Origin of the sequence: Chlorogloea sp. CCALA 695, assembly GCF_003003885.1 — a bacterium.
GTDB lineage: Bacteria > Cyanobacteriota > Cyanobacteriia > Cyanobacteriales > Chroococcidiopsidaceae > Aliterella.
In genome coordinates this window covers 1-24,960 of the sequence record NZ_PVWN01000013.1, presented here as the reverse complement: position 1 = coordinate 24,960, position 24,960 = coordinate 1, and the positions used below count along the sequence as shown (strand labels likewise).

Below are 24,960 nucleotides of genomic sequence, written 5' to 3'. Positions count from 1 at the left end.
TAAAATTAGCAAACGTTGACAAGTTCAACTAAAAATTATTTGTGGTACTAGCTGTAAATAAATCTATTTTTGGGGAATTTTTAGAGTTTTAAAGGGGTTAAGCAGTTTTTAGCAGGTTTGCTACTTAATAATTAACGCAGCCACTAATAAATAAAATACGTCTTTAGATAAAACAAAGTTATTTATTAAATAAGAGGTGCAGAGCAACAGTTTGTGCTTGAGGCATTTGTCCGTAGGAAAAGATGCAAGGGATCTCTAAAGGAATAGCTGGCGTGAGCTTTTCGAGAATATAAGGGCTACCGTAAATAACTAAAGCTTGTAAATTGTGAGAGCTTAATAATTTCTTAAACCAATCTATGCCTGTTTGTGTTAAGCCGGAACTACCACGAAAAGGATTACCACGAATAAATAGTTGCAGCAAAGTGGGTAAGTTGTCGGTTTCTGGAGCTGGGTCAAAAGGCGTATGGCGATCGCATAACACCGTAGTATAACCAAGAGATTTAGGTAATGCGACAGATGGGCTTTGTTCGGTTAAAAACTTGTTGCTACCGAGTAAATTGTCTACAACAATTAAGTTGCGTCCGTTGGGAGATGGTGATAGAGGGATTGTACCGCTAACTATTTGGGAGCAACGCAAGATTTGACTTGCAGCAAGTAAAGATTCTGGTTTAGCTAGTTTTAGAGCAATCTTACTTGGCTCTATTTTTATGCCTCCTACCTGGCGCTTGGCGTGCCAAATTCGTTCTACCGATTCTCGTATCCTTTGCGCCGAAATCTGACCGCTCTTGACTGCCTCACACACGGCATTGATAGCGCCTTCGGGATCGGAGGGCATAAGTAAAATATCTGCCCCAGCTTCTACAGCTAAAACGGGAGACTCGTTAATTCCGTAACGTTTGGCGATCGCATCCATCATTAAAGCATCGGTGACAATTAAACCTGTAAACCCTAATTTTTCCCGCAGTTGTCCAGTTAAGATCGGCTTAGACAAGGTTACTGGGTACTGTGAGTCCCAACACTCGATAAGTAGGTGGGCGCTCATAACGGCATCTACCCCCGATGCGATCGCGCTTACAAAGGGCGCTAATTCAATTTCTGCTAGACGACTGGGATCATGAGGGATAATAGGTAAATCGACATGAGAATCTGTTGTAGTATCCCCATGACCGGGGAAATGTTTGGCGGTGGTGAGTACCGGGTAAGCTTTCGCACCTTTAATAAAAGCATTGGCTAAAGGGCTAACAACGGCTGGAGTTTCCCCAAAAGCGCGGACATTAATTACTGGGTTATCGGGATTGTTGTTGACATCAACTACTGGCGCAAGTATCCAATTAATGCCAATTGCAATTGCTTCGGTGGCGGTAATAGCGCCGATTTGTTCGGCGTATTGCTGGGCGATGTGGGGATTAGTACGGGCAATTTGACTAATTGCCATTGGTGGCGCAAACCAAGTAGCACCAGGGAATCTTTGCCCAACACCTTCTTCTATATCCGCCGCAATTAGTAAGGGAATTTTTGCCCAAGCTTGCATTTGCTGGCTTCTTAACGCTAATTCCGCCGCACTTCCGCCTAAGAAAATTACCCCCCCAACTCCCAATTCGACCAAATGCTGCATGGTTGCATTTGTTGCTTCCCAGTCTGGATAAGGAATTTGATGATCGAACAAGTAGCCGCAGGTACGGACTACAACCATTTGGGCGACTTGCTGGGCTAGGGTGAGAGTGTCTATATCAGGTAGAGATGCGGACATAATCGGAACATACCTAAATATTGAGACTCAGGTATTTTACTGCAAAATTTACTTGTCTTCGTCCTCTGCATATTCGTCGTCATACTCATCTTCATCTAAGTTTTCATCGGCGGGGCGATCATGGTTTAGTTGGTTAAGTAATGACAATACTTTAGTACCCCGTTCGATGGAAGAATCTTCTTGAAATATAACTTCTGGAGTTCGACGCAAGCGTACTCTTTGCCCTAATTCGGTACGTACAAAGCCTGTGGCGGATTTTAATCCTGCCATTGTCTCAATTTTTGCTTCTTCACTACCATAGACGCTGACAAAAATTTTGGCGTGTTGGAGATCCCCTGATACTACTACATCGGTTACGCTGACAAGTCCTGCGCCTACACGGTCATCTTTAATATCGTGGATAAGCATTTGGCTAACCTCGCGTTTAATTAATTCGGCAACGCGAGAAACGCGACGGTTTGTAGCCATAGTTATTTTAACTCCTGATTGTGGTTGTATTATTCAAATCTAGTCTATACCGTGCCTAAACCCAGCATGGCGCGGAGGGTAAAGACAGTAAAGAAAATTACGCCAAATAGTAAGCTAATCAGAGCGATCGCACTAGCGGGATTTTTAAACAGAGGCGCTAGGGGTGCAAAGGCATTGATAGCAACTCCCAATATAATTGTTACTAAATAGCGTGGGTAACGCGAAACATTGTCCCAAAATCCGTCAAACATATCTTTTTATAAAGGTTTTTCAATATTTTACTATAGCAACTGCGTGTTAATAGTGTTGTTTGTTTTGACAACGTACTGTACTAGATATAGAGAAAATCGAGGTAAACAGTAGTAAATGTTACAAGTACAACCTACGCATTATCGCCCTTTTTTAAAATGGGCGGGTGGTAAAAGTAAACTTATTGACCAATATATTCCCTACTTTCCGCTAAGTTTCACTAATTATTACGAGCCTTTTTTAGGTGGGGGTGCAGTATTCTTTTATTTTTGCGGTGTTAAACCTGATGCGAATAAATTTATCTCAGATATTAATCCTGAATTAATTAATACCTACTGTTGTATCAAAAATAATGTGGAGCCGTTGATTTCATTATTAAAAACTCATCAATTGCAACACAACAGAGATTATTATTATAAAGTGCGATTGCACTGGGAAGGCTCAGAGATTGAAAGAGCCGCACGATTTATTTATTTAAACAAAACTTGTTTTAATGGGCTATACAGGGAGAATTTGCGAGGATTATTTAATGTGCCGATGGGTAAGTATAAAAACCCCACAATTTGCAATGAAGATTTGCTTCGTTCGGTGTCTGTAGCTATACAATCTGCCGCAGTTTCGTTAAAACCCTATGATGAAATTAGCTCTAAAAACGAGCAGGATTTTGTTTATTTCGATCCGCCTTATTATCCTCTAAGTGCTACTAGCAGTTTTACAACTTACAGCCGCTATGTGTTCAAGGAAGCAGAACAAATTAAGCTGAGAGATACATTTGCTGAACTTGCTAATTGGGGAGTAAAAGTTATGTTGTCTAACTCCAATTGTGCTTTTGTTCGAGAGCTTTATGCTGACTTCAATATTTACGAGATATTAGCATCAAGAGCAATAAATTCTAAAGCTGAAAAAAGAGGTAAAATTACAGAGTTATTGATTACTTCTTACTAAAAAGCTCAGTTAAAATAACTCAACTTGTGTTTTTTAACATTAAAATTAAAAAATATTCTCAAAATGTTCAACTATTGGAAATGGCTCATAAAAATGATGTAGTAATTTTTTCCATTGTTGGTACTCTATTGAGTTTCTACAGCCAATCGTATGAGCTTCTAAGGTTTTCCACCTAATCAGCAGTAGATACTTTCCTTGTACTTCTAAGCATCTGTGAAGTTCGTGAGACAAGTATCCGTCTATAGACGCGACAATACTTGAAGCTTGTTGAAAAGCTGATTCAAAATCATTTTCTAGATTAGGTTTGACATTAAGCATTACCGCTTCAAGAATCATTCAAGGATTGGCTTCTAACCAGGCTACTAAATCGCTGAGGTTAGTAAAATCTAACAAAGCTTCCGCCAAGTTTTCTAATTGGGGGAGCGGTAAAGCTTGAATTTGCGATCGCACTTCCGGGGGAACCGTCCCAAGTCGGCGTGTGAGTAGGCGCACAACTACTGCTAATTCACCTTGCTGTAATCCTTGCTGTAATCCTTTTTGGAGAATATCTTGATAAATTACTGATTCTTGCATAATTTCCTGTCTGAAGCGATCGCACTTTAGTTTTCTTTCTCAGCTTCTAACCAGGCTACTAAGTCATTGAGGTTAGTAAAATCTAACAAAGCTTCCGCCAAGTTTTCTAATTGGGGCAGCGGTAAAGCTTGAATTTGCGATCGCAATTGATCGGGAACCGTCCCAATCCGGCGTGTGAGTAGGCGCACAACTACAGCTAATTCACCTTGCTGTAAGCCTTGCTGTAAGCCTTTTTGGAGAATATCTTGATAAATTACTGATTCTTGCATAATTTCCTCTTTGAAGAATTGACGAATCAAATTTTTCTTAAACTTTAAGCCTGCTAATAACTGAGTGCAGATAGCTACGTCTTGTCGTTGCTCTAATGACTCTATGTTACTAATTTGCTGAGAAATTTGGGTTAATAATGCCTCTGGTTCTTGGGTAGCTGCTAAGGTAGCTAAAGGCAGAAGTGCAGTATCTTCAAGGAAGATTGCTGCATCTTGCTCCCACATTCGCACTGGCTTGATAGCTGTGTCTAGTATTTTCTAAATGAAACTCTGTTTCGATAACTGTGGCTTTTGCAGGTTGTTTGAGCAAAATTACAACTTGCGTTACAGGTTGTCGATAACGACGGTGCAACCTTACCCAATAATCTAACATTCGCAATGGTAGCGGTGGGTTGGTATCAACTTCAAATTGAAATTCTAAATGTAAAATTCTTTCTTCGGTACGCAGAAAAGTTACCGAGTCTGCACGGATTGGTTCGATACTGAGTTCGCTTTTAATAACTTCTCCTACCGTAATCGGTTTACCTAATAACCAACTAGCAAAACTATCAGGATATTTTTCGGAGAGATATTTGCAGAGATTATCGAATTGTCTAGCACTCATAATAATTGTTTAAATACTTTTCACAGGAATAATACCTTTGTCAAAAATGACAGACTTGGTATCAATACCGCTAATTTCTAGGCGATCGCTATACAATTCAAAAGCTGCAAAACTAAGTTCACTCTTTGCGCGTGCTGTCCACGCAGAAGCACCTACTGGGCGCGTCCCAGCCCCCGCACCACAAGTTAGATAGGTTGTACCGTTAATGCTGCGAGTGCGTTCGTAATCATGGTCGTGTCCGTTAATGTAAAGCTGTACTCCGTGCTTTTGAAAAATTGGCGATAAGGTTTTGATAAAGGGCTGATTTAAACCGTAACTTCCAGATGAATAAATTTGATGGTGTCCAAATACTATTTTCCAAGGCGCTTTACTGCGGCTGAGTTCTTTGTCTAGCCAAGTTAATTGAGTTTTCCAATCGGCGTTATGGTTAGTGTCTAAAGCAAAAAATTGAACTAAATCTTGCCCAAATGTATAATAACGCCCTTGCATATTAAAGCCGGGATAGCGTACTTGAGGTTCGCCGTTATCGGTGCGGATATCATGATTTCCCAAACAAGCTTGAAACTTTACGCCTTGACTAAGTAATTCTTGATAAGGACGCTCAAATACAGCGTTGATTTTTTCAATTTCACCATTGTTGTAAATATTGTCTCCAGCTAAAACTACTAATTTGTAAGGCTTTCGTTTGTAATACCGCGTCATCGCTTGGGCTACTGCATATTGACCTTTATCTCCCGTTCCGGTGTCGGCGACAGAAACAAAACGTAAGGGAATTTCGGAAGTGGATGTATACTTAACGGACTTCGCTTCTTCTACATTTACACTACTAGAAGCACTCTGTTTGTTTAGTTTGCTAGTCAAAAAAGCTAAACAAAGGGCGCTAAAGCTACTTAAAGCTATAAATTGACGACGGTTGAAACGCATATATTACCTTGAATGATAAATTAGGGCTAAAAGTATTGTTTGTCCAAAATCACCGCACTCGTAAAAATTTAGCCTATTTACTGTGTTTAGGTAAATTCGATGTCCCAAGATAGGTCAAGTTCACCGCCGCCAAAACAACAAAGTCCGTCAGGTTTACAGACGCAAAGTGTCAAACTTTTACGGGGAATAATTCAGGTGTCGGAAAATGCGATCGCCCGGATTGAATCTTCACCACCTGTAGACTCAGCAAATAATTTTGCTCAATTTCAGCAGTTTTGGAAGGCAATACTAGCACCAATCCGCTTTTTGCTCCCAACAAATCTATCAGAAAAGTTATCTGATTTAGGCTTAACGAGTATTATTGCGGGATTATTAGCAGTTGTAGTATGGACAACTACTTTATTTTCTCATCCGCCACAAGTAGCGATTATTCCGCCGGAACCTGTACCCGTTGTAACGACTCCTGAACCAGAAGCAACTGTAACTGATCCTCCAGAATTAATCGCACCAGCAGAGGAAAGTAAACCAACAGAAGTTATCCCCACACCGAAAATAGAAGTTACTCCGACTCCTGAAATAGAAGTTACCCCAATACCTGAAGAAGTCGAACCGACTCTCAAAGTAGAACTCACACCAGAACAAAGCTTGATTGCATCAATTCAGGAGCAAATAACCCAAGAGGGCGATAGCATTTCCGACGGCTTAATTCAATCAGTTCAAGCTAATTTTGCTGGTGGTAGTTTAGTAATTCAAGTTAAAGACGATTGGTATAATCTGGGACAATCAGAGCAAGATAAATTAGCCCAAAAGCTACTAAATGAGGCGCAACAACTAGATTTTACACACCTGGAAATTACCGACTTACAAAAAACTTTGTTAGCACGGAGTCCTGTAGTAGGGACAAATATGATTGTGTTTAAACGGGTAGCAAGTTAATTTGCGATCGCCCTTGGCGCTACCCCCTGGGTAATCGCGTCTCTATACGCCTTAACTTGCAAATCTATTCCCGTAATCGCTGTACCTACAACTACAGCGTAAGCTCCTAAGTCTAAAGCTTGACGCGCCATTTGTGGAGCAGAAACGCCACCTTCACAGATTGCAGGGATATTTAGCTTGACTATTTGACTCAATAATTCAAAGCCTGGAGGTGTTAAACCTTGGGTTTGGCTGGTGTAGCCGTACAAAGTAGTCCCGATGATGTCTGCACCCGCTTTTAATGCTGCGATCGCATTATCTATAGTATCTACGTCCGCCATTACAGGTTTACCTAGTTCATGAATCTGAGCAATTAAACTCGTAATAGTTTCACCTTGGGGACGATCTCTAGATGTAGCATCAATTGCAATGATATCTGCACCCGCTTGAGAAACCGCCTCTGCATGATGAAATTGCGGCGTAATGTACACATCATACCCAGATATTATTTGCTTCCACAGCCCAATTGTGGGGGCATTGCAGCGTTGTTTTACGGCTTGAACGTGGGCGGGGGTATCGATTCTAATAGCCACTGCACCTTGGTTTATGGAGGCTTGGGCGATCGCGGCAATTACACTAGGTTCATACAATGGCGAATTTGCAGGCGCTTGACAAGAGACAATTAAGCCATGACGTAAAGGCTCAATAACTTTAGTAAAATCAACGGTCATAAAGATAGGTTTTAGCAGCTTTTGGTTTACTAAATAGCATATAGGCAGTAAGTGCAATCGCGCGTTGGTAGTTTAATGGGTTTTAGTAAAAATAATTTAAGTTCCCTGGGACTTTTTTTGCAGGGAATCAAAAGTTTGAGCAATATTTGTCATGGTACGGAATAGCTTATGTGGCTGGTCAGGAAAAATTTGAAACTCAAATCTTTGATAAAACCTCACTGCTTCATCGTCAATCGCATCTACTACCACTGCAAAACAACCAGTCGTTTGACTAACTCTGAGACTACGGTATAAAGCGTCCATAATTAACAACTTTCCCCAACCAAATCCCCTGTAATCGTCAGCCACCGCTAATCTCCCAATAAAAACCGTGCCAACTATCGGATACTTGGGCAATTTTTTTACAATGCTTTGGGGTAATTGTTCAAGATTTATGCCAGTAGTAGACAAAGTATAGTAGCCAATTATTTTTTGACGTTCTCGGTCAAAAATAACGTAGGGAATAGCAATATTTCTTTTTTGATCTTGGGTAGCTGCAAAGTGAAAATACCGATCTAGTTGTTCGTTACCGCAGCTAAAAGTTGCTCTATCGTGGTGTTTTTCGAGTGGTTCTATACAAAAATTAACGGATTTTGGGTTTAACACTAATAGGAGTGATTATTTATTCATCATTTGCTCATACCATTGAGCATCAGCATAAGCGCGATCGCTAGGTGCGGGGGGATTTAACAAAGCATCGACAAAAGCTTGGCGATCGCGATCGGTTAATTGGAGAAGTTCGCAATCTTTGATGATTTGCATAGAAGTCTCCGCCAGAACTGCAACCATAAATTCAGTCAAATTCTGTCCGCGCAAAAAAGCAGCCCTTTCCATCAGGTGCTTTTGCTCCTCAGTTACACGAGCTTCTAACCGCGCATTTTTTCTAATTTTATTGACTCTGGTTGAATCTGTATTCAGTTCCGTACTCATGATGTAAAAATTCCGTGCCTAGGAATATTATTACATATAGTACGCGCTGTAGCCGTACATTTTTACTCTCAATCAGCTAGAGAGCAAACAAAAATGAAGTGTTAAACTTGAGAACATCCTTACTGTGCTGAAGTTTGAGCCAAAATATTTAAATAAGCTTTGACGGTGTTAGAAAGTCCCCTTTCTAGAGCTTCAGCTATTAGAGCATGACCGATTGAAACCTCTAGAATATTAGAAATTAAGCAGAATTTGCTGAGATTTTCTAAATTCAAGTCGTGTCCTGCATTAACGCCCAATCCTTCACTTTGAGCCGCTTTAGCCGCTTGAGCATAGTCATTAAATACAGTCTCTACCCGTCCTTCACGAAATGCCGTTGCGTAAGGCTCGGTATATAATTCAACTCTATCAGCCCCAATCTTTTTAGCTAATGCCATTTGATGAGGAACAGCATCCATAAATAAGCTGACACGAATTTGATGCGCTTTAAGTTCTTGGATAATCGGAATTAGACGTTCTCCGTCCTCCACAAGATTCCATCCACAGTCTGAAGTAAACGCATCGGGTAAATCAGGGACTAACGTACACTGTGTAGGCTCAATCCGACACACAATTTCCATAAATGGGGGATGAAACGGATTGCCCTCAATATTGTATTCAGCACCGCTAAATTCATCAGCGAGTAACTGCGCTAAATCATCTACATCATCAGGTCGGATATGGCGCAAATCAGGACGAGGATGTACGGTGATGCCATAAGCTCCTGCTAATAAGACTGTTCTCGCGCTTACGGTTACGCTTGGTATGCCTATATTCCGAGAATTTCTCAATAGAGCAATCCGATTGAGATTGACGCTTAGGTTAGTCATTTAAAAGTTGATAAAATGTTTCCTGTGTATTCTATCAATCAGAGGAAGTACCATAATTAAAAGCTGCTAAAACCCAAAAAATAGATATAGTTAGGGCGTTCAAAATAGTATTTTAACGCCCCAAATCTTACCCAGCAATTTAGGCGTTAATTGTTGCTACTTCTCTTTCGACAAGATCCTCAACCATTGGCTTGCGTGAAGTCAAATCGAACTTATAACCATCGGGGAGAATGTGTAACTTAGCTCCACAAATTGCTAAAGCTTCATCTTTGAGGATTTCACCAATATTAGTGTGAATTATGTCCGCCACATCTACAACTGTTACTGCACCTTCGCCAACTACTTGCAGTTTATTATTCTGTACTAATACAGAAGTATTTTCATCAATCCCAATTCCTAAGACGGCAGGTTGCTGTGCTAGCGCCGAAAGTAAGCGCCCCAAACGCCCACGCTGGAGAAAATGTTGATCTACGACTATTCCAGGCAAAAAACCCATACCAGGAGCCATTTCTACAACATTGACGCGCGGATTTGTTTCCGAATCGCCTTCAACGATCATCACATCAGGCATCATCGCTGCACCTGCACTTGTCCCCGCAACTATTATCCCTTCTTGGTAGCGTTTTTGAATCGCCGCGTCAATTTCGGTGTCTTTGAGTATACTGGTGATTCGAGATTGATCGCCGCCAGTAAAAAATATCCCTGTAGCTTTGTTTACTGCTTCTAAGTAAGTAGATGAGCTTGCATCTTCTCGTTGCACAGTGTCAACTATACGAATATCCTCCGCTCCTAAGCGCTCAAATACTCTAATATAGTTCTCTCCTACTTCTCTAGGCATTTCGGTCGCTACGGTCATTACCACAATTCGCGCATTTACTCCCCCAGCACGACGCACAAATTCGCGCAAGATTTTACAATCTCCCTCTTTGTCTTCCGCACCACCAATAATTAATAGCTGTCCACTGCTTTCACTCACGACAATATCCCTTCAAGCTTTTGTGACTATTTCTAATAAATCATGAAGAAATCTGCTAATAAAACTACTGTTCGGTAGATATCTATACAGAAAATTGTGACTTTGCGGTTTGAAGATTGAAGAATCAGGAATAAGGTTTTTGGCGCTCAATAAAAAAGATGGGTACTATCCATCTTTGCTAGAACTAAATTTAAAAGCAGTTGTGTTAAAAACTATTCAACCAAAAGACTCCGCTCAATTAAACCGTTGAGAAACTCTTTAGCTCTTTCTAAAGGTAGATGTCTGGGTTTGCCTTCATATACAATTTGATATTCATGGTCATCTGACCCATCTCCATAACCAGCTATTAACTTAAGATGAAAAGCTTTTTGGGCAAGTTCTTTAATTTCATCTCTGAGTTCAGCTTCCTTTTGAGATATATTTGGCTGTCTCATAAATGGATTTTCTAAAGTGTTTTGTATATTGTTAACCAAAAGCGTGATGCCTTACACCTTTCAAAAGTTATATTTTCAAGAGAGCGCATTTAGCTAAAAGGAGTTTTTTATGGTTCAATCTCGTAACATGGAGATTCGCGTCAATGCGAGAAAATCTGACGCATTCGACATTTTTAATATCAAGCACTACCAGGGAGCAAACCCTTATTTGGAAACGGGAGCATTGGTATTTAACTTTACGCTAACAGGGTACGAAGAACCGTTAGAAATTGAGGAATATTTACAAATAATTGGCGAATTTTATCCGCAGATGCTCAATGTTGAAGGTGGTTACAACTCCTACGCGCAGTTATTCGCCCGGACGGTTGCAGAAGTTGGACAGCTAGACATGGGTTTGCATTTGGATAAGTGGAGTTGCAAACAAGGGGAAGACGAAGCAATTATTGCGGTGCAATCGCTCCACGCGCGGACAAGTAAATCGGTTGTGTACTTTGTGTGGGACTGGTTTGAGGCGATGACTCAAAAGCAGAAAATTGTCTTTGACGAGCAGATTAGAGTAATTCAAGATATGTTTAGGCGAAGTGCTTACGGTGGCCCAACAGTTTATGCTTTGTTACGTACCGCCGCCTTTAAAAGTATTCCTACTTTTTATCTGTGGGATGAAGGGTTGATGCAATACGGCTATGGCAAAAAGCAAGTTCGTGGTATAGCTACAACTTTTGACAGCGATAGTCATATAGATTCAGACTTTACTACTCGTAAAGATGATTGCAAGGCTTTTTTAAATACTTTGGGCTTTCCCATCCCTACAGGAAGTATTGTTTTAACTCGTGACGAAGCAATTTCTGTAGCTAAAAGTATCGGCTACCCTGTCGCAGTGAAGCCTGTAGTCGGTCATAAAGGTATTGGGGTGACGGCGGATGTACAAGACGCGGAAGAATTGAAGGCGGCTTTTTCACGGGCTATTAAGGCGATTCCTGACGACCAACCGACGCGGGTAATTGTCGAAAAAAGTGTTTCGGGGGCAGATTTTCGGTTGCTATGCGTCAATGGTCGGTTTGTTGCTGCTACCGAGCGCCGTCCTGCTTGGGTGGAAGGTGATGGAAGACTGAGTATTGATGAACTAATTGAGCGAGAAAATCGCACCAAAGCTCGTAGAGATACGCCAACTTCGGCTTTGAGTAAAATTCAACGCGATGAGGCGATGGAGTTGTATTTAGAAGAACAAGGTTGGAGTTTAGATAGCGTCATTGAAAAAGGACAGACTGTATATCTGCGTAAAGTTGCTAATTTGTCTGCGGGTGGGGTGAGTATGGATGCAACTTCATCGGTGCATCCTGATAATATTGTGTTGGCGCAAGATATCGCCCAGCATTTTAGGTTAACTTGTTTAGGGATAGATGCGATCGCACAATCCTTATCGAACTCCTGGAAAGATGGCGGTTTTGGGATTTTGGAGATAAATTCAGCACCGGGTATTTTTATGCACCTCAACCCTGCTACGGGAGAAAGTGTAGATGTTCCATCGCGGATTTTGGAGACATTTTTTGCTTCTGATAGCGATGCCAAAATTCCCTTAATTACTTTCAATAACATTGCTGTGGAGGAGTTAGAGGCAATTATTGACTATATTCTTTTACAACATCCTGACTGGACAATTGGTGCTGTTTGTAAAGAGAGAGTATCTATCAATCGTGCTGAAAAGAATCTGAATAAAGACTACAACAGCAACGTACAGAATTTGTTACGCAATCCTAAGCTTGACTTACTAATTGCTGAGTATCAAGGAAATATTCTCGAAAGAGAAGGGATGTTTTACACGGGTAGCAACATCGTAATTTTGGATAATCCCACCGAAACCGAGATGATGTTGGCGCGAAACATGGCTGAGGAGGCAATTTTGGTAACAAAAGAGAGCAATAGTATCTCTATTAAACGCCAAGGTTTGATTGAACAATACGATCTTGGGGAAAATGAGCCATTTTCTCGCGTCTATCTCAAAGAAATTGCTACGATTTTGTAGGTCTTCATTGCAAAAAACATCGTGCATCGGATTAGCGCCACACCGGGAGGATGGAACCCCCAAGCGGAGGGAGTCATCTTTTTAGAACAAACTCCTGCTCCTATAGTATTATTAACGGCGGCGGATACAGATATTCAAACAATTGCCGCCGCCGTAAGTAAGTTACCTGTAGGTTTTCCAGCCTTGCGGGTTGCCAATCTCTTACAATTGCAACAACAGTTAACTATTGATACTTATGCGGAAGAAGTTTTAGAAAAAGCGCAAGTTATTATTTTGCGCCTCTTGGGGGGAAGGGCTTATTGGAGTTACGGTTTAGAAGTAGTACAGGAAACTGTACAAAAAACAGGTGCAGCTTTAATTGTTATTCCTGGAGACGATCGCACCGATCCTGAATTAATTAACTATTCTACCGTTGCTTTAGCTACTGTCAATCAGTTGTGGCGTTATTTTACTGAGGGTGGAGTTGAGAATATTATCCACGCTTTGCAGTTTGTTTGCGATCGCCTTTGGCGCTACCCCCTGGGTAATCGCACTCTAAATAATTCTCCCTACAATCCACCACCGCCCCAAAACGTTCCCCGCATAGGCTTATATCCTTATACTTCGATTACGGATGCGCCAAGAGTTGGCATTTTATTCTACCGCGCTCATTATTTAGCCGGAAATACAATCCCCATTGAGGCACTTTGTCAAGCTTTGACGGCTAGGAATTTACAAGCAATCCCTGTATTTGTATCTTCTTTGCGCGACTTAGAAGTACAAGGGGAATTATTAGAGTATTTACAAGGAGTTGATTTACTTCTCAATACAACTAGCTTTTCTTTGGCGCGATTGGAGACGGAAACGCCGCAGCTAGATTTATGGGAAAAGCTAGATATCCCGGTATTACAGGCAATTTTTAGTAGCGGTACGGCCCAAAGTTGGGAATCGCAGTTGCAAGGACTTTCACCCCGCGATTTAGCAATGAATGTCGCATTACCCGAAGTAGACGGGAGAATTATTACTAGAGCAATTTCTTTTAAAGGAGTAGAAGCGCAAAATCCCGATTTAGAAACAGATGTAGTTGTTTATCAACCAAAAGGCGATCGCATTGATTTTGTTGCAGATTTAGCAGCAAAATGGGTAAGTCTGCGTAACTCCCCACCCCGAGAACGACGAATTGCGCTGATTTTGGCAAATTATCCTAACCGTGATGGTAGGCTGGCTAATGGCGTAGGTTTGGATACTCCCGCTAGTTGTATTGAAATTCTCAAAGCTTTGCAGGCGGCGGGTTACGAGGTGAAAGATTTACCCGCCAGTAGTGACGAATTGATGCAACTATTGGTGTCTGGAGTAACTAACGATCCCGAAGGACGCGAGTTGAGAAAAGTTAGGCAATCTTTAGGCGGCGCAGAGTATGAGGAGTATTTTGCAAGTTTACCAGCAGCAGTAAAAAAAGGAATCTGCGATCGCTGGGGTGACGCAAAAGATAACTTTGCAATTGCTGGGGTGCAGTTGGGTAATGTGTTTGTAGGGATTCAGCCATCACGAGGTTACGACAAAGACCCTAGTTTGAATTATCACGCGCCAGATTTGGAACCTACCCACGATTATCTAGCTTTTTACTATTGGGTGCGCGAGGTATTTGGCGCTAATGCGATAGTGAGTGTGGGTAAACATGGCAATTTGGAATGGTTGCCTGGTAAGAGTATAGCTTTATCAAACGAATGTTACCCAGAAGTAGCAATAGGTGCGATGCCGCATTTTTACCCATTTATTGTCAACGATCCGGGAGAGGGATCGCAGGCTAAACGACGCGCCCAAGCGGTAATTTTAGACCATCTCACGCCGCCCATGACTCGCGCCGAACTTTATGGGGGTTTGCAGCAATTAGAGGGCTTGGTTGATGAATATTATGAGGCGCAAGGTTTAGATCCGGTGCGAGTTCCAATTTTACGCGATCGCATTATGCAATTAGTTACCCAAGAAAACTTAGCTGTGGATACTTCTACAGAAATATCCTCAATTTTGAATTATCTAGACAGCTATTTGTGCGAACTCAAAGAAGCCCAAATTCGGGATGGATTGCATATTTTTGGGCAATGTCCCCAAGGAGTACAACTACGCGACTTGATAGTGGCAATTTCTCGTCAACCTAGTAATGGACGAATTGGTTTAACTTCAGCGATCGCAACAGATTGGGGTTTAGATTTTGCCCCTTTGACTACTGATTTGGGACTTTCGTTATCAGCGATTAGTCAGCAAATCCTGACTGAAAAAAATTACTCTTGTCGCACAGTAGGAGATGCGGTAGAAGTTATTGAAGAATATGCAGCTAGTTTAGTTGAAAATGCGATTACCCAGGGGGTAGCGCCAAGGGCGATTACCCAAGGGGTAGCGCCAAGGGCGATTACCCAAGGGGTAGCGCCAAGGGCGATTACCCAAGGGGTAGCGCCAAGGGCGATCGCCAATCTAGAAACAACTAATCCTCTGATGGATTGGGTAAAACTCCGCTTAATTCCAGCATTGCAACAAACCGACCGAGAAATTATTAACTTATTGCATGGACTTGATGGCGGCTACATTCCTAGCGGCGCTTCCGGTGCGCCTACGCGGGGTCGTCCAGAAGTATTACCAACGGGGCGTAATTTCTATTCGGTAGATATTCGCGGTATTCCGACGGAAACAGCCTGGAGTATTGGCAAGAAGGCGGCAGAGGTATTAATTGAACGCTATACCCAAGAAAACGGCGAATATCCTCAAACTTTGGGCTTATCTGTTTGGGGAACTTCGACTATGCGGACGGGAGGCGATGATATTGCGGAAGCGTTGGCATTACTTGGAGTACAGCCTGTATGGGATGGAGTTTCGCGGCGAGTGGTAGACTTTGAAATTTTGCCATTATCAGTTTTAGGTCGCCCCCGCGTAGATGTAACTCTGCGGATTTCTGGCTTTTTCCGCGATGCTTTTCCCAATTTAATCGATTTATTTGATGCGGCGGTTACAAAAGTAGCGGCGCTAGAAGAAGCAGATGATCAAAACCCCATAGCAGCAAAAGTAAAAAGTGAAGTGCAGACATGGTTAGCATCGGGTAAAAGCTTAGAACAAGCGCAAATAAACGCTCATTACCGAGTTTTTGGTTCTAAACCTGGGGCTTATGGTGCGGGTTTGCAAGGCTTGATTGAGGCGCAAAACTGGAATGATGACAGCGATTTAGCCCGTGCATACATCAACTGGAGTTGTTACGCATACTCCGGCAAAAAAGAAGGTCGCGCAGCGCCAGAAGCTTTTGAACAAAGGCTCAAATCAATGCAAATTGTATTGCACAATCAAGATAACCGCGAACACGATTTGTTAGATTCGGATGATTATTATCAGTTTCAAGGCGGCTTAACGGCGGCGGTGCGATCGCTAACAGGCAAAAATCCTCAAACTTATTTTGGTGATAATTCCATTGCAGCTAATCCGCGCGTCCGTCAACTAAAGGAAGAAATCGCCAGAGTGTATCGTTCTCGCGTCGTCAATCCTAAGTGGATTAGCGGGGTAATGCGTCACGGCTACAAAGGTGCGTTTGAAATGGCGGCGACGGTAGATTATTTGTTTGCTTACGATGCTACAACCCGTTGCGTTGAAGATTATATGTATCAAGGTGTCGCGGATGCTTATTTATTCGATCCCGCAGTGCAGGATTTTGTGCAAAATAAGAACCCTTGGGCGTTGCGAGATATGGCAGAACGGTTGTTAGAGGCGCATCAACGGGGGTTGTGGCAAGGTGTTGATGCTCAAATGGTCGATAAATTACGAAGTTTGGTTCATCAAGCAGAGGCGATCGTTGAGGAGAACGTCAGTCCTAAATAAATAAGGATATGGGATGATATCTATCGTAAAAACCTTTATTGTTTGCACGTCCAAGAAGATATTTTCTACTGCCTCTAAGACGTTTTAGCTAATCTTTAATTCAATTTTTTCTGCTAAAATTTACTAGCTTAATACGACTAGATTAGTTAATCTTTCTATCAATACAGGTCATAAAGTCAATGAAAATAGAAGCTAACGACAAAGAAGTTCAAGATATTTTCGCTCTAGGTTACTTTAAAATACCAAGATTTCAACGACCTTATTCATGGATGGAGGAGGAGGTTATTAATTTTTGGGAAGATATTGTCATAAGAGATTACAAACACTATTTTATAGGCTCAATGGTTGTTTATCAAACAGAAAAACCGTATTATGGAATAGTTGATGGACAACAAAGATTGACAACTATTACATTAATGCTGGCTGCTATAAGAAATGCTTTTCTTGATTATGAAGATGAAAACTTAGCTAAAGGAGTACATCAATATATTGAAAAAGCAAACATAGATAATATAAATGAATATATTTTGAATGCAGAAACCTCGTTTCCTTATTTACAAGGATACATACAAAGTTTTAAAAAAGTAGATATAAAATGTAATGTAGGGAATGAAGAACAAAATTTAAAATCCGCATTTGAATTAATTAATAAAAAGATTTATGATATAATTCCTAAGTATGATAAAAATGATTGTTCTAATTCCTTGTTTCAAGAACGAAAAAATCAAATTATAGATAGCCTAAAAAACATAAGAAATAAAATTCTTTCATTAAAATTAGTCTTTATTCAATTAGATAATGAAGATGATGCTTATTTAATTTTTGAAACTCTTAATACTAGAGGGAAAGACCTTACTACACAAGATTTAGTAAAAAATTTATTATTACAGAAGTTAAGGGCTTCTAATATTAATTTAGACACATATAAAGTTATATGGAATGGGATATTAGAAAAATTTGATGATAATGGATTAGATAAAAATATTGTAGAAAGTTTTTTATATCATCATTGGCTTTCTAAATATGGTGATACTACTCAAAAACAATTATTTGGTGAAATTAAAAAGCATATTAGTTCTTCTAGTAGCAACGAATCTGAGAACAAATCTCATCTATTATTATTAGAACTTCAAAAAAATTCAGAGTATTATGTTTCTATTGTGTCTCCAGAGAACCATCAATGGAACCCTGAAGAAAAAAACAGTATTCAAAAATCTTTAAAAGCATTACGTCTTTTTAATGTCAAACAACAAACCTCAATGATTTTATCTATTATTAGGGCATATAGAGAAGGAAAAATAACTTTAAGAATAGTGCGTAAGCTTCTATGGAAAATAGAATGTTTTCATTTTATTTTCAATGCAATCACTTCTCAAAGATCCTCTGGTTCAATTGCACCATTATATTCCAAAATTGCTCAAGACCTATCTAAAACTGATAGTCTAGATAAAATTCAGTCAATTATTAATGAATTATCAAGAAAGCTTCAAGAAAAACTGCCTAGCTTTGATGAATTTAATGTTGATTTTATGGACTTAATATACACAAAAAATAAACAAAGAGACAAAAAAATTATTCAATATATACTGGAAAAACTTATAGGTGAAAATATAAATGGGCTACCAATTGATTATATTTCTGCCAGTATTGAACATTTACTACCTCAATCAAAAGGAGACGAAGCAATAGTTGGTAATATAGGAAATTTAATATTAGTAGATAAAATAACCAACGGTGAGGACTTAAAAGATTTAGACTTTAGGAAGAAAATTGATATTTTGAAAAATAAAAAATATCCGCTTGATGTTGATTTAATAAGTGCCAATCAGTGGAGTGAAAAGGAAATTAAAGAGCGAGGTGAATCAATGGCTCATAAAGCTTATTATGAAATTTGGTGTTTATAAGTTAAATAAGCTATTGCAGGTCAAAGCCAACCTTAAGATAGAGAGGTTGGCTTCAACTTCATAAATCTTGGTTTTGGGCGAAAAAATACACGATTATTCAAAATATCTTTATTTGCGCTACCGCAAGGGATCTAGGCGCTAAAATCGCACCGTTTCCGCCAACTAATCAATAATCAACGGATTTACTTTACCGTGAGGACAATAAATAGCGAATATTTGCGATCGCATTTACCTATATAAACTGCAAAGTCTCGCAATTCAAACCGAGGTGCGATCGCTCTTGAAGTCTAGTCGTATTGAGCAGGTATTGTATAATTAGTACCAGTAGTAAAGCAATGATATAAGCCGCTATGTCAACCCTTGAGCAAATTGAAGCAGCTATTCTCACACTTCCATCAGAGGAGTTTCAGCGACTTAGACAATGGCTCTTTGACGTAGATTATCAGCATTGGGATGAACAGTTAGAGAAAGATATCGCAGATGGCAAGTTGGATGCTTTGGCAGAGGAAGCGATCGCCGAGTTCAAAGCAGGGTATTATTGAAAAATATGATGCGATCACTAATTTTTACTCTGATCTCAGCGTCGAATGAAAGCAAAAATTACCCTATCTCCGCCAACCAATCAATAATTAGCGGATTTACTTTATCTGGGGCTTCGTCGTGGGGACAGTGACCAGCATTGGCAATAGGCTTCACTTGCACAGGTTGACCAGTGGCGCTCAAGTCTTGATAAATCTTCGCACCATTAATCGGAGTCCAGGGGTCAGCTTCTCCCCAAATTACCAACAACGGACACTTTACTTTAGGCAATAACTGAGCCGGGGTTGGCCCTGGAGGTGCAGTTAAAATAGAAACAAAAACCTGTTGCGCCCCTGCGTCGCAAGAGGGTTGATACAGCAGGTCTACAAGCTCATCGGTAACAGCCGTGCGATCGCGGTACACTTGCATTAAACTCCGCCTAATTTGCCCCTTTTGCCGCACTCTATTAAACAAAACTTTGCCAGTAATTTTAGAACGAAGCAGGCGATTAAATGCTCCCATTACAAGCCTCAAAGGCGGATTTAGTTCGTGGGGACGGTGGCTAAGTCCTCCCGCACAATTAATCAAAACTGCACCCGCCGCAATTTCTGGATGATTGGCAACTACCATCAAGCTTAATAATCCGCCGATAGAATTGCCCACAAATACCGCCTGTTGCTGAATATGCGCCGTCCAAAAATCTTTAACTAATTCTTCCCACACTTCCATTGTGTAGTTTAAAGGCGGCTTATCAGAGCTTCCAAACCCCAGTAAATCTATCGCAAATACTTGGTATCCAGCCGCAGCTAATACAGGAATATTTTTGCGCCAGTGTCCGATAGAAGCACCGAAGCCATGAATTAGCACTAAAGGTTGTCCCGTACCCATGACTGTATAGCCAATCTTATAACCTTTCCAGTCCCAAGTTAGTTTGTCAAAAACGCCAATTACCTGTTGCTCAGTTATCACGATAAATTTTATTAATATTTGTAACTACTCTAATTGTAGATTAAAGTCCCAAATCTACTGCCACCCGATGAGCACAAGCAAAGCCCGAAAAAGCTACAGCATTCAACCCCTGTCCGGGAAACGTACTATCGCCCACGCAATAAAGCCCAGGTATCGATGTCCGGTTGAACGGCATACCCAATAATCCCATCAACTTCCGCCGGGGAATAGGGCCGTAAGTGCCATCTTGTCGATTTAAAAACCGCCTGTGAGTGCGAGGCGTTCCCACTTCCATATAATCCAAAGCCGCATCTAAACCCGGAAAAATCTGCTCTAAACGCTTAATTAGTTTCTCCGCCGCCGCTTCTTTCTTTTGTTCGTACTCGTACTGAGAAAGTCCTTGCCAATCTTCTACCCAGTTTGGGGTAAAAGTATGAATAATATGATGACCCGCCGGGGCTAAATCGGGGTCTAGTAAAGTTGGAATCGAGACAAAGATAGTCTCCTCCATCTTGTCCCAATTTTCCACCAAAATATGATGGCATTCTGTACCGACAGGCAACAATTGCGCTTTTACACCCAAGTGCATATTTAAAAAACTCGGAGATTTTTGGTAGCGCTGCTGCCATTTTTTCTCAGAAGCTGGCATTTCTGCTTTTGGTAGCAACTTCTCGAAAGTATCCCAGCGTGTCGAGTTAGAAACTATCCTTTTTGCCCGATAAACTTCCCCGGAAGCCAACTGCACGCCGACAGCGCGATTGTTTTCGGTCACAATTTTTGTAACTCTAGCTTGGTACTTAATTTCGCCCCCAGCTTTTTCTAGCCCATCTACTAATTTTTGGGCAATTTGACCGACACCACCTTTAGGGTAATTAATCCCGCCATAATGTCGGTCAGAAAACACCATCCCCGCATTAATCATCGGTGTCAAGTCTGCGGGAACTACCGACCAGATGTAGCACTCTATATCAATAAACTTCAATAACAACGGGTCTTTAATATACTTTCGCGCCACATCTCCAGCATTTTGGGGCAAATACTTCACTAAACCCAAGCAAGCTAAAGGATGCTGAAAAAATACCCGCGTTAAATATCTTGGTTCTTCTAACGAAAGTAAATCCATCCGATTGAGACAATTAAAGACATTCCAGCACTCATCATAAAATTGGCGGATACCCTGCTTTTCGTGAGGAAAATAAGCGGTCAGTTCTTGCAAAAATTTCTCATAATCACGATGAACTTTTACCTTCAAATTGTTTGGTAAATGATAGTGAATCTGCACCGGGTCGGGGATGGTTTCTAAGCTAACATTAACCGCCTCTAACGCCTTAGTAAGTAGGTTAGTAGTGCCAGATGTGCCAAAACCAAAAATCATTGACGCGCCGACATCAAAACGGTAGCCTTCGCGGTCAAAATACCCCGCACTTCCCCCAGGAATGAGATAGCTTTCTAGAACTAGCACTTTAGCGCCCTTAGCCGCCAACTGAGTAGCCGTAACTAAGCCCCCAATACCAGAACCAATCACGATCGCATCAAATAAAGTTTTGGCAGTAGGCATAAGTCAATGTTTAAGAGTTCTAGATAAAATTCTCGCGCTTGCTGGATATACAGTTTAGCGCTTTTTGGCTCCTAAAACTATTGCAAAAAAAAACAGGATGGGTAGGCGGATTGAGCCGACCTATCCCATCTGCCGATCCTTAAAGAGAGGAGAACACTGAAAATTACTATAAGCTTGATTGAGAATCTGTGTCAATAGCTGTTGCAAATTATTTTCAACTAGCAGCAAAAACCAACCTCACAAAACTGACTTTTTTTTCAGATTGACCGCAAGGATACTATGATGAGGCATTTAGAGAAGTGCTACCCCTAGCTATGACGCTGCAACTGCGTATTTACGTCCCCCCCCATCCTTTAATCAAACACTGGCTAGGAGTTGCCCGCGATGAGGCTACGCCGTCAGTATTGTTTAGAAGTGCAATGACCGAGTTAGGGCGCTGGCTGACTTACGAAGCAATCCGCGACTGGTTGCCGACAGAAGACACCATTGTCCAAACTCCCTTAGCACCTTGCGAGGCGACAACAATTGATTATACGATTCCGATTGCAGTAGTACCAATTTTACGAGCCGGGTTATCGTTGCTAGAAGGGGCGCAGACATTGTTACCTTTAGCCTCAATTTATCATTTAGGATTAGTGCGAGATGAAAAAACCCTTACGCCTAGCTGCTATCTCAACAAATTACCCGAGCAGTTTGCTCCAGAAACTAGAGTATTGATTCCTGAACCTATGCTGGCGACGGGAGGCTCAATTATGGCAGCAATGGAACAATTAGTAGATAGAGGAGTAGATCCGGCTTTGGTGCGAGTTATTTCGGTTATAGCTGCTCCCCCAGCTTTGCAAAAACTCAGCGTTGCTTATCCAAGTTTAATTATTTATAGTGCGGCCATTGACGAAGGATTAAACGATCAAGGGTTTATTGTGCCAGGATTGGGAGATGCGGGCGATCGCACTTTTGGCACTTGAATAGCAACCTTTCGGTAAAATAGTTTGTATTTAGAACGAGTCATTTTTGCAGGAAGTAAGTATATGAATCAGCGCGATGGATTTACAGGGGGCTTTATAGCTGGGACAGTTGTAGGCGGTGTCGTTGGTGGTGTAATTGGCGCTCTACTTGCTTCCAGAGTTCTGAATGAAGCGGACAGCAATACCGAAACCCTGCGCAAATCTAACTTAGTTGATGGCAATAACTCAAGGTCAAAACGCCGACCGCTTAAAGCTTCCTCCGAGCAAACCATAGAAGTCGCGCGGCGCTCTTTAGAAGACAAGATTGCTCAACTAAACGAAACCATTGACGAAGTACGCCTAAACTTAGGCAATGTTAATGGCAATCCACCTAAAGCCAATTTAGAACGTACTACTTTAGGGGAATAATCGTTGTCTGGTTAACTCTGACTATTGCCCGATCAAAAATCCGTGGAAATCAGCTAAATTAAAATCAAACCTGTATTACTTTTAAAACTTACCACTTGCTAAATTATGTCTTCAATCGCGCTCCTGGCTAGTACACTGTCTACTTTTATCACCATTTACACGGGTTTATTATTTGTTCGCATTTTGTTAACTTGGTTTCCCAATATTAGTTTTTATGACCAGCCCTTTGCGACTTTAGCCCAGCTTACCGACCCTTACCTCAACTTATTTCGGTCAATTATTCCGCCCCTTGGTGGGATGGATTTGTCGCCAATGTTGGCAATTATCATTCTTCAGTTGTTAGGTGGTTTTGTGGCAGGAATCCCCGCGCTTGTGTAGAGGCAAGTAAGATTTACGCCTCCATAAACTAAAAATGGGTAATGGGTAATGGGTAATGGGTAATGGGTAATTAACCGATTCCCGGTTCCCAATGACCGATTCCCAATTCCTATCTTCTAACTTGTCCGCTAAAACCTGCGGCTTTGAACTGCTTGAGTTGCAAAGGTAAGGGCTGATTGGCGGGTACAGAAATTCTCATGTTAAACTCGCTTAGACCCGCAGGTATTTCAGTAATCGAACCTAGTCTAGTGCGGTTTTGCATTACCGAATCATTATTAGCATCGTAAATGCGCCCAAACACATCAGCGTCAAAAACAGACTTACCAGAATTATTTTCAGCTTTCCCAGTCACAATAAAGCAATTAGCCGCGTTGGTTGCACCGCTAGTAACCGCTCCCATAGCAAGCTCTGGCGGACATTCTTTGTAACCAACATCTGTTAATTTGATTTGAGTTAGCGCACTTGCTGAAGGGGTATATACCCAAGAAATTATCCCTAGTAGCATAGTTAAGGCGACAACAAATAGGGATTTTAACCGCATACACTGCACCAAAAAATCTTTAAAGGCAACTCTTTGAGCTTACCACGCGATCGCACTAGGAAAAAATTACCCTACTTTGGGGGCAATCATTATTATTAAAGTTTTGTCATAATGTAATCAAGTGCCAAAGCGCAAGTTAGCTATGAACCCAGCCGATCTTGAAGCCGCCCTAAAAGCTGCTTTTAGCCGTTGCGATTACAATTTTTGCCCTTTAAGTGAGGAGCAAAAACAAATCATGCTGCAAGTAATAGAGGAATTGATAGAACAAAAAGTATTGGCTGATAATGGATCAAATAATCCTTTAGATGAACTTTCCTCAGAGCAACGTCAGAGCTTTTGGCAATATATTCAAGTTCAAGAGCAACAAAATCTCTCTTGGAAAGCCCAGCTACTAAATGATTGGCTGCAAGGGCGCGATTCGGGAGCAATACAGTTTATTCGGGAAGTTTACGGCTTTGAGTGGCTTAATCGTATCAAACCCAGACACATTGCTAAATATGCCCAAGAAGTTTTAAAACTGAAACTAGGCGATCGCATTGAAGTATCTAACGGCTTATGGGAATGGGTGCAAGAAACTGGCTCTTGTAGTCGGCAATGGTTCTCCTGTACGGTAATTGCTGTAGATGAAACAAGTTGTACAATTCGTTTTAGTAACGGTGCTGAGTACCAAATTCAAGGGGCTTATAACTGGAATCGTTACAATTGGCGTTGGGTAGAATAATCGGTTGTGAATTAAAGAAGTGTGGGGTAGGATAACAACAACCCTTATAATTGAGTTATAAACCTATGGAATGCCCATTTTGCGGTCATCTTAAGGCTCATAAACATGGGTGTACACCCAAAGGTCATCAACGATTTAAATGCTCTAAATGTAACCATACTTTTACTGATACCCTCGATACCCTTTACTATCGAAGCCAACTGTGTCCTGAAGAAGTCCACACTATCCTGCAATCCCATAGTGAAGGTAGCAGTCTCCGAGGCATTGCTCGCATCTCAGGGCGCTCATTCAACACTGTCGCAAGTCTCGTGCAGCGAGCCGCCATCAAGGGGCAGATGATGCATAATCAAGAGATTCAATCTGTTGATACCGATGAGGTGGTGGCTGACGAGATGTGGCCAGTAGTCCAAAAAAACAGAAACAGTGTGCCTTTGAGGAAGTCGAGCGAGGGGACTGCTGGATTGCAATAAGTCTGGCTCAAGCGA

At 41.3% G+C, this 24,960-nt stretch carries 28 protein-coding genes and 1 pseudogene; 11 read left to right on the top strand and 18 right to left on the bottom strand.

The features are described from left to right. Positions 1 to 178: 178 nt before the first annotated feature. From C7B70_RS09300 to C7B70_RS09290, 3 genes are read right to left on the bottom strand one after another with little or no spacing between them, the layout of a single operon-like run. The gene (locus C7B70_RS09300; RefSeq protein WP_106368778.1) at positions 179 to 1,750 is read right to left on the bottom strand and encodes a glycoside hydrolase family 3 N-terminal domain-containing protein; all 1,572 of its coding nucleotides are present in this window, start codon (positions 1,748 to 1,750) and stop codon (positions 179 to 181) included. 48 nt (positions 1,751 to 1,798) lie between these two features. After that, positions 1,799 to 2,218, bottom strand: coding sequence for a 30S ribosome-binding factor RbfA (rbfA, locus tag C7B70_RS09295; RefSeq protein WP_106368777.1), 420 nt, complete (start codon positions 2,216 to 2,218; stop codon positions 1,799 to 1,801). Between the two features lie 44 nt (positions 2,219 to 2,262). Then, positions 2,263 to 2,469, bottom strand: coding sequence for a DUF751 family protein (locus C7B70_RS09290; RefSeq protein ID WP_106368776.1), 207 nt, complete (start codon positions 2,467 to 2,469; stop codon positions 2,263 to 2,265). Between the two features lie 115 nt (positions 2,470 to 2,584). Here C7B70_RS09290 and C7B70_RS09285 point away from each other — a divergent pair, with 115 nt between their 5' ends. Then, complete coding sequence (locus tag C7B70_RS09285; protein WP_106368775.1) at positions 2,585 to 3,412, top strand: DNA adenine methylase; 828 nt, start codon at positions 2,585 to 2,587, stop codon at positions 3,410 to 3,412. A gap of 45 nt (positions 3,413 to 3,457) precedes the next feature. Here C7B70_RS09285 and C7B70_RS09280 read toward each other — a convergent pair whose 3' ends face one another. The 5 genes from C7B70_RS09280 to C7B70_RS09265 are packed head-to-tail and all read right to left on the bottom strand — an operon-like array spanning position 3,458 to position 5,782. Then, a complete protein-coding gene (locus C7B70_RS09280) occupies positions 3,458 to 3,748 on the bottom strand; it encodes an antibiotic biosynthesis monooxygenase (RefSeq protein ID WP_106368774.1) in 291 nt (96 codons plus the stop codon). After that, positions 3,749 to 3,985: a DUF4351 domain-containing protein gene (locus tag C7B70_RS09275; protein ID WP_106368773.1), complete on the bottom strand. Its 237-nt coding sequence runs from the start codon at positions 3,983 to 3,985 to the stop codon at positions 3,749 to 3,751. It abuts the gene before it with no gap. Between the two features lie 26 nt (positions 3,986 to 4,011). Continuing rightward, on the bottom strand, positions 4,012 to 4,479 hold the full coding sequence (locus C7B70_RS27640; protein ID WP_233220868.1) for a DUF4351 domain-containing protein: 468 nt from the start codon (positions 4,477 to 4,479) through the stop codon (positions 4,012 to 4,014). Next, positions 4,448 to 4,858, bottom strand: a complete 411-nt coding sequence (locus tag C7B70_RS27635; protein WP_233220867.1) for a hypothetical protein — start codon at positions 4,856 to 4,858, stop codon at positions 4,448 to 4,450. The genes C7B70_RS27640 and C7B70_RS27635 overlap by 32 nt, the downstream gene beginning before the upstream one ends. A 9-nt stretch (positions 4,859 to 4,867) precedes the next feature. After that, complete coding sequence (locus tag C7B70_RS09265) at positions 4,868 to 5,782, bottom strand: metallophosphoesterase (protein WP_106368772.1); 915 nt, start codon at positions 5,780 to 5,782, stop codon at positions 4,868 to 4,870. 99 nt (positions 5,783 to 5,881) lie between these two features. Here C7B70_RS09265 and C7B70_RS09260 point away from each other — a divergent pair, with 99 nt between their 5' ends. Further along, positions 5,882 to 6,718, top strand: a complete 837-nt coding sequence (locus C7B70_RS09260; protein WP_106368771.1) for a hypothetical protein — start codon at positions 5,882 to 5,884, stop codon at positions 6,716 to 6,718. Here C7B70_RS09260 and C7B70_RS09255 read toward each other — a convergent pair. From C7B70_RS09255 to C7B70_RS09230, 6 genes are all read right to left on the bottom strand, one after another. Then, positions 6,715 to 7,428: an N-acetylmannosamine-6-phosphate 2-epimerase gene (locus tag C7B70_RS09255; RefSeq protein ID WP_106368770.1), complete on the bottom strand. Its 714-nt coding sequence runs from the start codon at positions 7,426 to 7,428 to the stop codon at positions 6,715 to 6,717. The genes C7B70_RS09260 and C7B70_RS09255 overlap by 4 nt on opposite strands. 96 nt (positions 7,429 to 7,524) lie before the next feature. Next, positions 7,525 to 8,073, bottom strand: a complete 549-nt coding sequence (locus C7B70_RS09250; RefSeq protein ID WP_106368769.1) for a GNAT family N-acetyltransferase — start codon at positions 8,071 to 8,073, stop codon at positions 7,525 to 7,527. A gap of 12 nt (positions 8,074 to 8,085) precedes the next feature. Beyond that, positions 8,086 to 8,397 (bottom strand): DUF1778 domain-containing protein, encoded by a 312-nt coding sequence (locus C7B70_RS09245; RefSeq protein ID WP_106368768.1) that lies wholly within the window; start codon positions 8,395 to 8,397, stop codon positions 8,086 to 8,088. 119 nt (positions 8,398 to 8,516) lie between these two features. Further along, on the bottom strand, positions 8,517 to 9,263 hold the full coding sequence (locus C7B70_RS09240) for a pyridoxine 5'-phosphate synthase (protein ID WP_106368767.1): 747 nt from the start codon (positions 9,261 to 9,263) through the stop codon (positions 8,517 to 8,519). 139 nt (positions 9,264 to 9,402) lie between these two features. Beyond that, positions 9,403 to 10,245 (bottom strand): cyanophycinase, encoded by an 843-nt coding sequence (locus C7B70_RS09235; protein WP_106368766.1) that lies wholly within the window; start codon positions 10,243 to 10,245, stop codon positions 9,403 to 9,405. Between the two features lie 206 nt (positions 10,246 to 10,451). After that, positions 10,452 to 10,673, bottom strand: coding sequence for a hypothetical protein (locus tag C7B70_RS09230; protein ID WP_106368765.1), 222 nt, complete (start codon positions 10,671 to 10,673; stop codon positions 10,452 to 10,454). Positions 10,674 to 10,782: 109 nt separating this feature from the next. Between C7B70_RS09230 and C7B70_RS09225 the strand changes: the two genes are divergently transcribed. The 4 genes from C7B70_RS09225 to C7B70_RS09210 all read left to right on the top strand — a co-directional run bounded on the left by C7B70_RS09225 (position 10,783) and on the right by C7B70_RS09210 (position 18,979). Beyond that, positions 10,783 to 12,696: an acetate--CoA ligase family protein gene (locus C7B70_RS09225; protein ID WP_106368764.1), complete on the top strand. Its 1,914-nt coding sequence runs from the start codon at positions 10,783 to 10,785 to the stop codon at positions 12,694 to 12,696. A gap of 21 nt (positions 12,697 to 12,717) precedes the next feature. After that, on the top strand, positions 12,718 to 16,533 hold the full coding sequence (gene cobN, locus C7B70_RS09220; protein ID WP_106368763.1) for a cobaltochelatase subunit CobN: 3,816 nt from the start codon (positions 12,718 to 12,720) through the stop codon (positions 16,531 to 16,533). A gap of 179 nt (positions 16,534 to 16,712) precedes the next feature. Further along, positions 16,713 to 18,437, top strand: a complete 1,725-nt coding sequence (locus tag C7B70_RS09215; RefSeq protein ID WP_106368762.1) for a DUF262 domain-containing protein — start codon at positions 16,713 to 16,715, stop codon at positions 18,435 to 18,437. A 350-nt stretch (positions 18,438 to 18,787) separates the two neighbouring features. Then, positions 18,788 to 18,979 carry a hypothetical protein gene (locus C7B70_RS09210; RefSeq protein ID WP_106368761.1) on the top strand — a complete coding sequence of 64 codons (192 nt, stop codon included), beginning with the start codon at positions 18,788 to 18,790 and terminating at the stop codon, positions 18,977 to 18,979. Positions 18,980 to 19,037: 58 nt separating this feature from the next. On the opposite strand, the gene C7B70_RS09205 is transcribed toward C7B70_RS09210, so the two are convergent. Then, a complete protein-coding gene (locus tag C7B70_RS09205; protein WP_106368760.1) occupies positions 19,038 to 19,925 on the bottom strand; it encodes an alpha/beta fold hydrolase in 888 nt (295 codons plus the stop codon). Positions 19,926 to 19,965: 40 nt separating this feature from the next. After that, positions 19,966 to 21,462, bottom strand: a complete 1,497-nt coding sequence (crtH, locus tag C7B70_RS09200; RefSeq protein WP_106368759.1) for a carotenoid isomerase — start codon at positions 21,460 to 21,462, stop codon at positions 19,966 to 19,968. Positions 21,463 to 21,776: 314 nt separating this feature from the next. On the opposite strand from crtH, the gene upp reads away from it, so the two are divergent. From upp to C7B70_RS09185, 3 genes are all read left to right on the top strand, one after another. Continuing rightward, a complete protein-coding gene (gene upp / locus C7B70_RS09195; RefSeq protein ID WP_106368758.1) occupies positions 21,777 to 22,427 on the top strand; it encodes a uracil phosphoribosyltransferase in 651 nt (216 codons plus the stop codon). Between the two features lie 63 nt (positions 22,428 to 22,490). Beyond that, entirely contained in the window at positions 22,491 to 22,835 is a 345-nt protein-coding gene (locus tag C7B70_RS09190; protein ID WP_106368757.1) for a hypothetical protein, read from the top strand. A 105-nt stretch (positions 22,836 to 22,940) separates the two neighbouring features. Further along, positions 22,941 to 23,213, top strand: coding sequence for a YggT family protein (locus C7B70_RS09185; RefSeq protein ID WP_106368756.1), 273 nt, complete (start codon positions 22,941 to 22,943; stop codon positions 23,211 to 23,213). 109 nt (positions 23,214 to 23,322) lie between these two features. Here C7B70_RS09185 and C7B70_RS09180 read toward each other — a convergent pair whose 3' ends face one another. Continuing rightward, on the bottom strand, positions 23,323 to 23,754 hold the full coding sequence (locus C7B70_RS09180; RefSeq protein WP_106368755.1) for a hypothetical protein: 432 nt from the start codon (positions 23,752 to 23,754) through the stop codon (positions 23,323 to 23,325). A 142-nt stretch (positions 23,755 to 23,896) separates the two neighbouring features. Here C7B70_RS09180 and C7B70_RS09175 point away from each other — a divergent pair, with 142 nt between their 5' ends. After that, the gene (locus C7B70_RS09175; RefSeq protein WP_106368754.1) at positions 23,897 to 24,475 is read left to right on the top strand and encodes a hypothetical protein; all 579 of its coding nucleotides are present in this window, start codon (positions 23,897 to 23,899) and stop codon (positions 24,473 to 24,475) included. Positions 24,476 to 24,540: 65 nt separating this feature from the next. Continuing rightward, a pseudogene (locus C7B70_RS28715) lies at positions 24,541 to 24,732 on the top strand (IS1 family transposase); the annotation flags it as partial. Positions 24,733 to 24,759: 27 nt separating this feature from the next. On the opposite strand, the gene C7B70_RS27630 reads toward C7B70_RS28715, so the two are convergent. Then, the coding region (locus tag C7B70_RS27630; RefSeq protein ID WP_233220865.1) for a hypothetical protein at positions 24,760 to 24,960 on the bottom strand (201 nt) is incomplete at its 5' end.

Coding starts and splice junctions, on each gene's coding strand:
- C7B70_RS09185 (WP_106368756.1), top strand. CDS start 22,941: ATGTCTTCAATCGCGCTCCTGGCTAGTACACTGTCTACTTTTATCACC.
- C7B70_RS09300 (WP_106368778.1), bottom strand. CDS start 1,750: ATGTCCGCATCTCTACCTGATATAGACACTCTCACCCTAGCCCAGCAA.
- C7B70_RS09225 (WP_106368764.1), top strand. CDS start 10,783: ATGGTTCAATCTCGTAACATGGAGATTCGCGTCAATGCGAGAAAATCT.
- C7B70_RS09175 (WP_106368754.1), top strand. CDS start 23,897: ATGAACCCAGCCGATCTTGAAGCCGCCCTAAAAGCTGCTTTTAGCCGT.
- C7B70_RS09280 (WP_106368774.1), bottom strand. CDS start 3,748: ATGATTCTTGAAGCGGTAATGCTTAATGTCAAACCTAATCTAGAAAAT.
- crtH (WP_106368759.1), bottom strand. CDS start 21,462: ATGCCTACTGCCAAAACTTTATTTGATGCGATCGTGATTGGTTCTGGT.
- C7B70_RS09210 (WP_106368761.1), top strand. CDS start 18,788: ATGTCAACCCTTGAGCAAATTGAAGCAGCTATTCTCACACTTCCATCA.
- C7B70_RS09245 (WP_106368768.1), bottom strand. CDS start 8,397: ATGAGTACGGAACTGAATACAGATTCAACCAGAGTCAATAAAATTAGA.
- C7B70_RS09240 (WP_106368767.1), bottom strand. CDS start 9,263: ATGACTAACCTAAGCGTCAATCTCAATCGGATTGCTCTATTGAGAAAT.
- C7B70_RS09290 (WP_106368776.1), bottom strand. CDS start 2,469: ATGTTTGACGGATTTTGGGACAATGTTTCGCGTTACCCACGCTATTTA.
- C7B70_RS09285 (WP_106368775.1), top strand. CDS start 2,585: ATGTTACAAGTACAACCTACGCATTATCGCCCTTTTTTAAAATGGGCG.
- rbfA (WP_106368777.1), bottom strand. CDS start 2,218: ATGGCTACAAACCGTCGCGTTTCTCGCGTTGCCGAATTAATTAAACGC.
- C7B70_RS09180 (WP_106368755.1), bottom strand. CDS start 23,754: ATGCGGTTAAAATCCCTATTTGTTGTCGCCTTAACTATGCTACTAGGG.
- C7B70_RS09215 (WP_106368762.1), top strand. CDS start 16,713: ATGAAAATAGAAGCTAACGACAAAGAAGTTCAAGATATTTTCGCTCTA.
- C7B70_RS27635 (WP_233220867.1), bottom strand. CDS start 4,858: ATGAGTGCTAGACAATTCGATAATCTCTGCAAATATCTCTCCGAAAAA.
- C7B70_RS09230 (WP_106368765.1), bottom strand. CDS start 10,673: ATGAGACAGCCAAATATATCTCAAAAGGAAGCTGAACTCAGAGATGAA.
- C7B70_RS09255 (WP_106368770.1), bottom strand. CDS start 7,428: ATGACCGTTGATTTTACTAAAGTTATTGAGCCTTTACGTCATGGCTTA.
- C7B70_RS27640 (WP_233220868.1), bottom strand. CDS start 4,479: ATGTGGGAGCAAGATGCAGCAATCTTCCTTGAAGATACTGCACTTCTG.
- C7B70_RS09275 (WP_106368773.1), bottom strand. CDS start 3,985: ATGCAAGAATCAGTAATTTATCAAGATATTCTCCAAAAAGGATTACAG.
- upp (WP_106368758.1), top strand. CDS start 21,777: ATGACGCTGCAACTGCGTATTTACGTCCCCCCCCATCCTTTAATCAAA.
- C7B70_RS09190 (WP_106368757.1), top strand. CDS start 22,491: ATGAATCAGCGCGATGGATTTACAGGGGGCTTTATAGCTGGGACAGTT.
- C7B70_RS09265 (WP_106368772.1), bottom strand. CDS start 5,782: ATGCGTTTCAACCGTCGTCAATTTATAGCTTTAAGTAGCTTTAGCGCC.
- C7B70_RS09260 (WP_106368771.1), top strand. CDS start 5,882: ATGTCCCAAGATAGGTCAAGTTCACCGCCGCCAAAACAACAAAGTCCG.